Annotated in this window: 10 protein-coding genes; 9 read left to right on the forward strand and 1 reads right to left on the reverse strand. The window is 35.0% G+C overall.

The window, feature by feature from the left end; genetic code table 11:
* The first annotated feature begins 59 nt into the window (after nt 1-59).
* From C7390_RS06585 to holA, 6 genes are read left to right on the forward strand one after another with little or no spacing between them, the layout of a single operon-like run.
* Nucleotides 60-839, forward strand: coding sequence for a helix-hairpin-helix domain-containing protein (locus C7390_RS06585; protein ID WP_055174260.1), 780 nt, complete (start codon nt 60-62; stop codon nt 837-839).
* 20 nt (nt 840-859) lie between these two features.
* Nucleotides 860-1,549, forward strand: a complete 690-nt coding sequence (locus tag C7390_RS06590; protein WP_055307154.1) for a response regulator transcription factor — start codon at nt 860-862, stop codon at nt 1,547-1,549.
* Nucleotides 1,542-3,056, forward strand: coding sequence for a sensor histidine kinase (locus C7390_RS06595; protein WP_318255746.1), 1,515 nt, complete (start codon nt 1,542-1,544; stop codon nt 3,054-3,056). The genes C7390_RS06590 and C7390_RS06595 overlap by 8 nt, the downstream gene beginning before the upstream one ends.
* The gene (locus tag C7390_RS06600; protein ID WP_318295591.1) at nt 3,046-3,969 is read left to right on the forward strand and encodes a GerMN domain-containing protein; all 924 of its coding nucleotides are present in this window, start codon (nt 3,046-3,048) and stop codon (nt 3,967-3,969) included. Before C7390_RS06595 ends, C7390_RS06600 begins: the two co-directional genes overlap by 11 nt.
* 31 nt (nt 3,970-4,000) lie before the next feature.
* Nucleotides 4,001-6,406, forward strand: coding sequence for a DNA internalization-related competence protein ComEC/Rec2 (locus C7390_RS06605; protein ID WP_116443829.1), 2,406 nt, complete (start codon nt 4,001-4,003; stop codon nt 6,404-6,406).
* A 27-nt stretch (nt 6,407-6,433) separates the two neighbouring features.
* Nucleotides 6,434-7,408 carry a DNA polymerase III subunit delta gene (gene holA / locus C7390_RS06610; RefSeq protein WP_022502079.1) on the forward strand — a complete coding sequence of 325 codons (975 nt, stop codon included), beginning with the start codon at nt 6,434-6,436 and terminating at the stop codon, nt 7,406-7,408.
* A 79-nt stretch (nt 7,409-7,487) separates the two neighbouring features.
* Here holA and rpsT read toward each other — a convergent pair whose 3' ends face one another.
* On the reverse strand, nt 7,488-7,751 hold the full coding sequence (gene rpsT, locus C7390_RS06615) for a 30S ribosomal protein S20 (protein WP_022502078.1): 264 nt from the start codon (nt 7,749-7,751) through the stop codon (nt 7,488-7,490).
* A 325-nt stretch (nt 7,752-8,076) separates the two neighbouring features.
* Here rpsT and gpr point away from each other — a divergent pair, with 325 nt between their 5' ends.
* The 3 genes from gpr to C7390_RS06630 all read left to right on the forward strand — a co-directional run bounded on the left by gpr (nt 8,077) and on the right by C7390_RS06630 (nt 12,064).
* A complete protein-coding gene (gene gpr / locus C7390_RS06620; RefSeq protein WP_318295592.1) occupies nt 8,077-9,051 on the forward strand; it encodes a GPR endopeptidase in 975 nt (324 codons plus the stop codon).
* 173 nt (nt 9,052-9,224) lie between these two features.
* Complete coding sequence (locus C7390_RS06625) at nt 9,225-10,523, forward strand: stage II sporulation protein P (protein ID WP_242858673.1); 1,299 nt, start codon at nt 9,225-9,227, stop codon at nt 10,521-10,523.
* Nucleotides 10,524-10,618: 95 nt separating this feature from the next.
* Nucleotides 10,619-12,064 carry an aminoacyl-histidine dipeptidase gene (locus tag C7390_RS06630; RefSeq protein WP_116443831.1) on the forward strand — a complete coding sequence of 482 codons (1,446 nt, stop codon included), beginning with the start codon at nt 10,619-10,621 and terminating at the stop codon, nt 12,062-12,064.
* Nucleotides 12,065-12,413: the final 349 nt, after the last annotated feature.

Below are 12,413 nucleotides of genomic sequence, written 5' to 3' on the forward strand. Positions count from 1 at the left end.
ATGTATGCGAAGGGAACTTTATATCTTATAATAATGTATTATAGATATAAGGAGTATACATGGACTTAATTAAATTATATAAAAAGCGTAGATATATTATTAAAACAGCTGTATTAGTATTAATTATTATAATTGCAGGCATATTTTATATAAACCCAACCAAAGAAGATGGCAGTGTTATAATTAATAAAGATAATATTTCAGATAAGGAAAGTGATAGCAAGAGTATTATCGGTGGAGTTACCAGCGGCGGTGCTGCTGATATTAACAATAGTAATGGTATTAATGGTAACGAAGCAGGCAATGACGGACTGGATGAGAATAACAGTAAGATATATGTATATATATGTGGTGCAGTTGTTAATGCAGGAGTTGTCAGTGGTGGTGCAGGTATGAGACTGTATCAGGCGGTGGAACTTTGCGGAGGTCTTATTGATGAGGCAGACGGCACCAGAGTTAATCTTGCAATGCAGTTAAAGGATGGAGATAAAATATATATCCCATATGCTTACGATGATATAAGCCTGACAGATGAAATGAACAACGGCTGTAATCCTAATGCCACGGGAATATCGGGCAGTAATACAGAGAATTCAGACGGTAATAGCGAAAGTTATGGTAGTAACACAGGGGGAGCAGGCAGTAGTAATCTTATTGATATTAATAAAGCTTCCAAGTCTGAACTTATGCAGTTATCCGGCATAGGTGAGGCGAGGGCATTAGATATAATAAGTTATAGGGAAAAGCATGGTGCTTTTAAAAGGATAGAAGATATAAAGAATGTATCAGGAATAAAAGATGCAGCATTTAACAAGATAAAAGATTATATATGTGTTTGAACAAGGAGTAATTATTAAAGATGGCGGGTAAAGTATTAGTTGTTGATGATGAAAAGATGATTGTTAAAGGAATTAAATTCAGCCTTATACAGGACTACAGTGTGGTTGACTGTGCCTATGATGGTGAAGAAGCACTTGATATGGCTAAGAACAATGATTACGATATAATACTTCTGGATATAATGCTTCCTAAGATGAATGGACTTGAGGTATGCCAGCAGATAAGAGAGTTCTCTAATGTTCCTATAATTATGCTTACGGCCAAGGGCGATGATATGGATAAGATTATGGGACTTGAATATGGTGCGGATGATTATATAACAAAGCCATTTAATATTCTTGAAGTTAAAGCAAGAATGAAAGCAATCTTAAGAAGAAATAATAAGCCTGAGAAAGAACAGGCTAAGAGTAATGTATTAAATATCGGGGATATGAGAATTGACTGTGACAGCAGAAGTCTTTTTATCAGAGGCAAAGAGATTTACCTTACAGCTAAGGAATTTGACCTTTTAGAGCTGCTTGCATTTAATCCTAACAGAGTATATAGCAGAGATGTACTTTTAAAGACAGTGTGGGGAGCGGATTACCCGGGTGATGGACGTACAGTAGATGTTCATATAAGAAGATTAAGAGAGAAGATAGAAGATAATTCAAGTGAACCTAAGTATGTTCATACTAAGTGGGGAGTAGGTTATTATTTTAATGTTTAATATAAATAAAGGAACGCGGGGACAATCGGCTAAATCCAGGATGAATCATAAGAAATTAATAACAGATATATTAAGTTTTTTCTTAAGCACAAGATTCAGACTCGTATTTATAATAGCAGTAATGTCTATTATATCGACAATCTCAGCAGTCAAGGCTGTTAAATATTCATATACGACATCACTTGTTGAAGCAAGGAAAGCATACGTTAATAATGAGGCTGTGCTTATTGCGGCTGAATTTACGAAGTACGGAAGCATTGATGAAGCACATAATGATGGGGTGTATGAAAATCTTATGAATTATTCATCACTTAATGCAATAAGAATAAGGCTTGTAGATAAGAAATATAACATAAGCGTGGATACATATGCTGTTGACACTGGAAAGACTATGATTAATTCCAAGGTTATAACTGTGTATGACAGTCCTAAGACAATAACTGATTACAGCAAAAAGACCGGCAATATAGAAGCAGCTTCTCCTGTATACAACAGCGAGGGACAGCTTATAGCTGTTCTAGTAGTTAATCTTGATATATCAGATATAAGCCAGATAGCAGGGAATGCTTTTGACAGGATATGGGTTATTGAATTTGTGATAATTACTATTATTCTTGTTGTTTCGATTATTGTGACATATTTTTATTTTAAGCCGTATAAGAAAGCGCTTCATATTGTTGAAGAAGTTGATTTTGGATATATAGACAAGAGAATGGACGTTAAAGGTTCTACAGAACTTAGACAGTTTGCAAAGCATTTTAACAGTATTATGGACAAGAACAGTGAACTTGATAATTCAAGGTCTGAGTTCGTGTCAAATGTATCACACGAGTTAAAGACACCTATAACTTCAATTAAGGTTCTTGCTGATTCGCTTAATACGCAGGAAGATGTTCCTGTGGAAGTATATAAGGAATTTATGGTTGATATTGTAAGTGAAATTGACAGGGAGAATAAGATTATTGAGGATCTTTTATGTATGGTAAGGCTTGATAAAGCTTCAGCTACCCTTAATATTTCATCAGTTAATCTTAATGAACTGTTAGAGCTTGTGTTAAAGCGGTTAAAGCCGCTTGCACAAAAGAAGAATATAGAATTGTTATTTGAGAGTTTCAGACCGGTTGTGGCACAGATTGATGAGGTTAAGATAACACAGGTAATATCTAATCTTGTTGAAAATGCTATCAAATATAATGATATGGACGGCTGGGTGCATGTTTCACTTAATGCAGATCATCAGTTCTTTTTTGTAAGGGTTGAAGATTCTGGAATCGGAATACCTAAAGAGAGCCAGAGCAGGGTTTTTGAGAGATTTTACAGGGTTGACAAGGCAAGGTCAAGGCAGACAGGTGGAACAGGTCTTGGACTTTCTATAGTTAAGAATATTATATTAATGCACCATGGAACAATTAAGCTGTATAGTGAGGAGGGGATGGGAACAACATTTACTTTCAGAATACCGCTTAATTATGTAGAGTCAGATGATGAGGATAAGAATGAGAATTAGACTATTGATTAATAAGCTGGTGGTTATATTATTATGCTGTTGTATGGCTGTAGAGCTGACGGCGTGTTCTTCACAGAACAGGGGCAGGCAGTATACGGTTTATTATACGAACAGTTCAAAGGACAAGCTTATAGAACAGAATTATAATATTGACATTGACACTTCTATAGAAGATACAGCAAGACAGCTTCTTGATAAGATGAATGTTAAGCCTGCTGATAAGAATGAGTATATAATAAAGCCTGATAATGTTACGTTGTTAGATGTTATGCTTGATGGAAAAGCAATTGCACTTAATTATTCATCTTCATATAAGCAGATGAGTACGCAGGTTGAACTGTTATTCAGGGCAGCGGTAGTAAAAATGCTTACGCAGATAGATGATGTATTGTATGTACATTTTTATGTTGATGGCAAGGAAGCTTTGTATGAGGACGGTACAGTTATAGGTGCATTAAAAAAGACAGATTTTACGGAATCAGACAGTGCATTTGGAGAAATGGACTGGCGTAATGTACAGTTGTATTATGCAGATTATACAGGTACAAGGCTTGTTAAAGTCAAGGAAATGCTTGCTTATAATAAGAATATGCCAATAGAAAGAATGATTGTGCAGAGGCTTATAAGCGGACCTACAGCCGCAGGAGCATACACTTCACTGCCAAAGGACGTCAAGCTTCTTGGCGTGTCTGTTGTAGAAAAGGTGTGCTATGTTAATCTTAGCGAGGAGTTCCGTGACGAGCTTGTTAATGTGAGTTCGTATGTTGAGATATATTCAATAGTTAATTCATTATGTGCCCTTGACAGCATAGAGTCTGTTAAAATATTCATTAACGGAGATTATACGAATACGTTCAGGGATAGTATAAGCCTTGACAGGCTGTACAAATTTAATTCGGGTATAGTTGAATAAGCGTTCCGGAAAGGAACAAAAGGTTAGTTATTTGAAAAGACCATTATTAAGTGCGGCTGTAACTCAGCTTATAGCCGCAGTAATATCTATATATTGTTACAGGGAAAAGCTGCATTGGAGTGCAGTGCCTGTAATAGTATTGGTTGGAATTCTGGCATTTGAAGTTTTACGCATATGTGTAAGATTTAATAAGAATTCCTGTCTTTATTATCTTATATTTCTTATATTTCCAGTGACAATAATAAGAACAGGCATAGTAAGTGACAGACTAGGAAAATGTTATGAGAATATAACATTTACAGGCACAATATATAATATGCAGAATAAGGATGGTTATAATGTTTTGTATATTAATAATACGGACATTCATACAGGAATTATTGTATACACAGATGATAATAAATGTAATGCAGGAGACATAGTGCGGGTTACTGGAGATGTTAAGGAATTTGATAAGCCAAGAAATTATGGCAGTTTTGACGCTAATATGTATAATATTTCGCTGGGTTATCCATATAAATGCAATGCAGATAAGGTTGTAGTTACAGAGAGTAACAATAACCGGCTTAGATATATTTTGTATGTAATTAAGCAAAAGATTAAGGGTATATATGCAAAGGTATATAAAGATAAAGCTGGGCTTATGTCATCAATTGTGTTAGGTGATAAATATGAGCTTGATATTAAGACTAAAGAGGAATACCAGAAAAATGGAATTGCACATCTGCTTGCAATAAGCGGTCTGCACATATCTTTAGTTGGTATGGCTGTATATAAGCTAATAAGAAAATATATAGGGATAATGAAAGCTTCTGTAATATCAATCGCGGTTATTATAATGTACCTTATTATGACAGGAGAAACGGTATCTGCCAAAAGGGCGGTATGTATGCTGGTGCTTATTATAATTGCAGATGTATATGGCAGGACATTTGATATTCTTACAGGGTTGTCAGCTGCTTCAATATTAATACTTGGGCGTAATCCATATACGGTCTATAGTATGTCATATATAATGTCATTTCTGGCAATTATAGGTATATCACAGTTATATCCTGTATTAATGCCTGATGAAAAAGCTATAAATAGCAGAATGGACAATACTGGCAAAATAGTAAAAAAGTCGATAGTGTACATTATTAATGCATTGCTATGTAGTATTGCGGTTACATTAGCGACACTTCCAGCAGTGCTTTATAGTTATAATTCGGTATTCATGACAAGTATTTTTATTAACTGCATTGTAATACCACTTATGCCAGTGGTGATGATAACGGGAATTATTACAGCATTTGCTGGTTTTATATCGCTTAAGCTTGCGTATTTTACGGCTGGGGCAGGTAATTATGTTCTTGATTTCTATGACTTTGTGTGCGAACGTAATTCAAGGTTGGGACAGTTCAGAATAATAACAGGACAGCCGCCAGCAGGAATAATTATAGTATATAGTGTGCTAATGATAATATTTATCATTATAAATAAGCCGTCCTTTAAATATAACTTTAACAATTATTACAAGATGCATAGCTTGGTAAATAAAGCAATTAACAACATTATTGCTGTTATGCTGGTGGTATTGGTTCTTAATATGCGCTACAAGCCTTATAACGGGCTTCAGATTAATATGTTAGATGTAGGGCAGGGCGACAGCATATATGTAAGTGCTTCGGGCAGACATAATTTTTTGTTTGACGGTGGAAGCACGGATATTAAAAGTGCAGGACAGTACCGGGTGTATCCTGCATTGCGTGCGATGGGCTGTAAATATATAGACTGCATTTTTATAAGCCATACGGATAATGACCATATAAGTGCAGTTATGGAGCTTATTAAGATGTGTGATGATACATTTTCTATTGGGAGTATTGTTATGCCGGATATTAAAGGCAAAGAGAATATAGAGGCATATATGAAGCTTGTGGATATGGCTGATAAAGCAGGCATAAATGTATGTTATGCCGTAAGAGGATATACATTTACAGTAGGAGAGCTGGATATTAAATGTATACATCCTTGTGCTGGTTACGACTATGAGGATAGTAACGATTATTCTGCTGTTTATTGCATAAGTTATAAAAAATTCTCAATGCTTATGACTGGTGATGCAGAAAGCAGGGCAGAGGACTGCCTTATTAATGATATTAATAAAGAGAGAGCAGCTAATGTAGATATTAAAGATGAGCTTTCTGATATAACAGTTCTAAAGGTGGGACACCACGGCTCTAAATATGCTACAAGTGATAAGCTGCTTAAGACAATTAAGCCGCAGTATGCACTTATATCGTGCGGTATCAATAACAGGTACGGGCATCCCCATAGTGAAACGCTTGAAAGGTTAGAAGACAATAACTGCAAGGTGTATGTTACAAATACATTAGGAGAGATAATAATTAGAACAGACGGATACAAAATGAGCGTTCATCAATATTTACAATAATGCAGTATAAATGGTACAATTATACTTATGAAAACTTTAAATGATAATATTAAAAAAGGCGAATATCAGAAAGTATATCTTATATATGGTGAGGAAGAATATCTTAAAAAGCAGTATAAGGATAGAATGAAACAGGCGATAATAGGTGATGATACTATTAATTACAGTTATTTTGAAGGAGATAATACAAAGCCTGAAGATGTAATTACTATATGTGAGACAATACCATTTTTTAGCGAAAGACGACTTGTTATAGTAAGTGACAGCGGGTATTTTAAGACGGCTAATGATAAAATGGCAGACTATATTAAGGAACTGCCGGATTATCTTATATTAATATTTATAGAAAAAGACGTTGATAAGAGAAATAAAGTATATAAGGCTGTAAGTTCTAATGGATATGTATGTGAAATGCAGTATCAGACACCAGCAACGCTTAAAAGGTGGATAGCAGGAATGATGGCTTCCAATGATTATAAAATAAGTGAGGCAGCATGTGAGCTTCTTCTTGATAAGACTGGTGCAAGTATGGAGCTTATAAGAAATGAGATAGACAAGCTTATAAGCTATTGCAGTGATAAAAAGATGGTTATGCCGCAGGATGTTGAGGCGGTATGTTCAACACAGACTGTAAGCCATATATTCGATATGCTTGAGGCGGTTGCCAATAAGAATAAAGAAAAAGCACTTTCGCTTTATTATGATTTGCTTACATTAAAAGAGCCTCCGATGAGAATACTATATCTTATAGTAAGGCAGTTTAATGGAATATTGCAGGCAAAGGAGCTTGCGGCAAGGGGGCTTTCAAGCAAAGAGATAGCTTCGGCTATAAAGGTTGCACCATTTGTTGCTGGTAAATATCTTTCACAGGCAAAATATTTTACAACAGATACAGTTAAAGATATATTAAATGAATGTGCAGATATAGAAGAACGTGTAAAGCAGGGAAGATTGCAGGATAAGCTCGGAGTAGAGCTTATAATAATTAAATATTCAGCGTAAAATATAATAGGCAATTTCCTATTACATAAAAAAGACTGGTGCGAGGGTATGCACCAGTCTTTTATGTTAAATAAAATAATTAAGCTAAAGTGTTAACAGCCTTAGTAATACGAGATACTTTTCTAGCAGCTGTGTTCTTGTGGAAGATTCCTTTAGAAGCAGCCTTAGATATCTCAGCTATAGCAACAGGAAGAGCAGCTTCAGCAGCAGCCTTGTCACCAGCAGCAACAGCAGCGTCTACCTTCTTGATATAAGTCTTAACCTTAGACTTTATTGCCTTGTTTCTATCAGCTCTTACCTGACTTGTGATTACTCTCTTCTTAGCAGATTTAATGTTAGCCAATCCGTACACCTCCAAATATTAATATAATCTTAGTTATCTGTTTCGCATTAAAGCCGGACACGGACGATCTAATGTAAACATACTCATATATCTTATAGTAGAAAGTCCATAATGTCAACCATTAATTCACAAAAATATTTATCATTAAATAAATATTCCTGCACATTATAAATAATAAGATGTGAAAAATCAATATGATAGAGATTTTTCATATAAAAATAATGATGCAAGGGTCATAATTCAGGGACAAAATACCTTTTGATTCTTGGTGTCATATAAAGTATGGAATTAAATATGTATACAACATTATATGGGAGTTAAAGATATGCAGAATAATATTAGAACAGACCTTGCAGTAGAATTAAATGAGGAGATTTCAAGAAAAGCCGGCAGGTTAAAAGGCATTATTGTAAATCAGCAGAAAGATAAGGATACAGGGATAGAAGTTACAAGCCTGAAGGTTACTAATAAAGCAGGTGAGAGAATGATTGGAAAGCCAATGGGCACTTATATAACGATAGAGGCAAGAAGGATAAATGAGATGAATGAAGATTATAACAATAATGTCACCCAAATTCTGAAAAATTATATCAGCGAACTTATAGGTGAGCTGTTAAAAAATAAAAAAGTTAAAGATAACGGAAAGAACAGCAGACAAGATAATAAAATACCATTTCCAGGTGGGAAAAATATAAGCTCCAAAAGACACATAAGTCTTTTGGTGGCAGGACTTGGCAACAGGGATATTACATCGGACTCGCTTGGACCACTTGTTGTAAAGAACCTGTATATTAATGGACATATTGATAATGATGATACGGGGCTGTGTGTATGTTCAATAATACCGGGAGTTATGGGGGATACAGGTATGGAAACTGCGGATATAATTAAGGGAATTGCAAAGCAGATAAATCCGTCAGTTATTATTGCAATAGATGCACTTGCAGCAAGAAATATAGAAAGGCTTAATACTACAATACAGCTGTCGGATATGGGCATTAATCCAGGATCAGGAGTAGGCAATCACAGAGTTGGAATTAATTATGAGAATATAGGAATACCAGTTCTTGCAATTGGAGTTCCAACAGTAATAGATGCTTTGACAATAGTAACAGACCTTGTAAGTCCTCTTATAGGTGATTGCAGTGCTGATGAGATAGCAGCATTTTTTTCAGGGATAGACAATAATATGAAGGATATGTATGTCACACCTAAAGCGATAGATCAGGACATTAAAAATATAAGTGCGATAATATCATCAGCTATAAATAACCTGGAGCAGGCTGGAATATCTGGATAATTACAAGCTTTGAACGGACTGTAAAATTATTAGTTATAAATACAATATTTTGGCTGATGGATATTTTTAAATAAAATAGGTAATATTCTTAATAAGCATTAATACAATTAAATATCAGATATAAATTCGATATAAAAGTACAGTAAAGTTGTATACAAGAATGGAGGATTAGCATGGAGCGTAAGCACAGGCTGTCATCATTATTGTCAATTGTGATTATTGTAATTGTATTGGCACTTATAGGTAAGAATATGAAGGTAACAGCATTTATAGAGGATACATTTATTAGTGGCTGTTTAAGGCTTATGTCACCTGCAATGCTGTTTTATGACAAGCCACAACTGCTGGATAATAATATATGGGCACAGCTGGTTAATAATGTTGTACCTGTCAATGCTGTGATTAATAACCAGAATGATGATTATATAAAGCTTGCAGACAATGATGCAGGTGGTGTTATAAGTATTAATGCTGGAGCAGATAATCTGGTAAATGGTCTTAACAATGGTGAAGATAATAGCGGTACAAAAAATGAGACAGATAATAATGCAGGCAATGCTGGTGATACACAGCCGCAGGAGAGTATAATTGCAGGAAATACCACGCAGAACAGTAATATTAACAACAGCCAGCAATTGAACGAATCGGATATACGGAATATTATTTCAAGAAATACAGTGAGCGGTGCAGTATATGATAAATCGCAGCTTACAGATTATAACTTTGTGAGAAGCCATTTTTATACAGTTACATCGATAACGGATCTGACTGACAGTATACTGCGGCCGGCAGAATTTATAGAGAAAAATCTTGCAATAAGCAAGGATAACAGCAAGCCGCAGATACTCATTTTCCATACCCATTCACAGGAGGGATTTACAGATACAGTAGAGGGAGATGTGTCAACGACAATAATAGGAGTTGGCAATTATCTCACAGAACTGCTTGTCAATAAGTATGGATATAATGTAATACACGATACGAGTGTGTATGATTATGTAGACGGAAAGCTTGACAGAAGCAAGGCATATACATACGCAGAAAATGGTATTGAGAAAATACTTGCTGACAACCCTACGATAGAAGTTGTTATTGATCTGCACAGAGATGGTGTTGCAGATACAACACATCTGCTTACTAATATTGACGGAAAAGATATGGCGAGGGTTATGCTTTTTAATGGACTTAGCTATAGTAAGGTAAATGGCGATATTGCATATCTTAATAATCCTTACAGGGACGATAATCTTGCTATGAGCCTGCAAATGCAGTTGTTAGGCGAGGCTTATTATCCGGGATATCTTAGAAATATATATGTTAATGCATACAGGTACTGCCTTCACAAAAGAGGAAGGTCAATGTTAATAGAGGCAGGAGCACAGACTAATACAGTTGGAGAGGTTAAAAATGCTATGGAGCCATTAGCGGATATTCTTAATAAATGTTTATCGGGTGAGAAAATGATTAATTAATTGTACTTGAATTACGACTGATTTGATTGTATTATAATTACGTTAATCAGTTAAACTGATAAATCGATAAAATAAAGGCTAGGAGATATAAGTATATGAATAGAGTATTAGAAGATATACAGCCAAAGAATGTATTTAGATTTTTCGAGGATATATGTAATATTCCACACGGTTCAGGCAATGTTGAGAAGATAAGCAGATATCTTGTTGATTTTGCCAAGGAAAGAGGACTTGATTACAGACAGGATGAGAATTTCAATGTTGTTATAAGAAAGCCAGCAACTAAGGGAAGCACAGGAGCACCAGTTATTATTCAGGGACATATGGATATGGTTGCTGTTAAGACACCAGACAAAGATAAAGATATGGAAAATGAAGGCCTTGACCTTTTAGTTGATGGTGATTATATAAAGGCAGACAGAACAAGCCTTGGTGGAGATGATGGAATAGCAGTAGCATATGCACTTGCAATTCTTGATGATGACTCAATCAAACATCCGGATATTGAAGCTATATTTACGGTAGATGAAGAAGTAGGTATGCTTGGTGCAGAAGCTATGGATTGTTCAGATATTAAGGGAAGAATAATGCTTAATATTGATTCAGAAGATGAAGGTATCTTCTTATCAAGCTGTGCAGGTGGAGCTGTTATTATATCTAAGTATCCGGCAGTAAATACAGAAGTTACGGGAACAGAAGTCACAATAAATGTATCGGGAGTTACAAGCGGACATTCTGGTGTTGATATTATATACCAGAGAGCTAATGCCAATGTTGTTCTTGGCAGACTTCTTTTTGAATTATCAAAGCAGTACAACTATAATATCAAGACTATCTCAGGTGGTGAGAAAGATAATTCAATTGCCCCACGTTCAGAAGCAGTTATCGTTGTAGAAGATGGTGATACTGCTGGCGTAGTAGAAATGCTTAATAAGTATGCACAGCTTATAATTAATGAATATAGTGTTACAGATAAGGATATGTCTATTAAAGTAAGTGAAGGCAGTAAAGTTTCTGTCCAGGCAATGGATTACAGTTCTACTAATAAGGTTGTACTTGCACTTACACATATTCAGGATGGTGTTGTTAAATTAAGCAACGACATTAAAGGACTTGTACAGACATCAATTAATGCGGGTGTTGTAAGAATGGAAGATGGAAAGGTTGTAATTACGTATCTTCTTAGAAGCTCAGTAGAGAGCGAGAAAGAATACCTTATAGATAAGGTTACAAGTATGGTTGAGCTTCTTGGTGGTGAATATGTTATCACAGGAAAGTATCCAGCCTGGGAATACAGGAAAGAGTCAATGTTAAGAGAAATTATGTCTGATTCTTTCAAAAAATTATACGGAAAAGAACCGGTTATTCAGGCTATACACGCAGGTGTTGAGTGTGGTATGTTTGCAGATAAGCTTGACGGACTTGACTGTGTATCATTCGGACCAGATATTATTGATATTCATACATTTAATGAAAAGCTTAATGTACCATCAGTACAACGTACATGGGAGCTTATATTAGATGTACTTGCTTCATTCTAATTAATAAATACAAAGCAGTAATTGATATGCGTTAAATCAGAAAATGGCTTGCAAAAAGTTTATATTTAGATTATTTAGGCATATTGATTGCTGCTTTTCAATTTGTTTATACAAATGTAACAAAAATCACAGCATTTTCAATAAAATATTGACAGATGTTATATATAATGTTATCTTATATGAGTACATAGCATTTAGCTATAATCTATTAATGATACAATAGATAATTCGTAGTAATACATTTATAGAATACAATCTATTGTTATTGTACCTGAAAAGGTATGTCGTGGGCGTGGGTCTTGCCCGGTTAATTCCCAATTATGTATATATTCACTGCGCAGGAATATAA

This window comes from Bacteroides galacturonicus (genome assembly GCF_003096855.1).
GTDB lineage: Bacteria > Bacillota > Clostridia > Lachnospirales > Lachnospiraceae > Lachnospira > Lachnospira rogosae.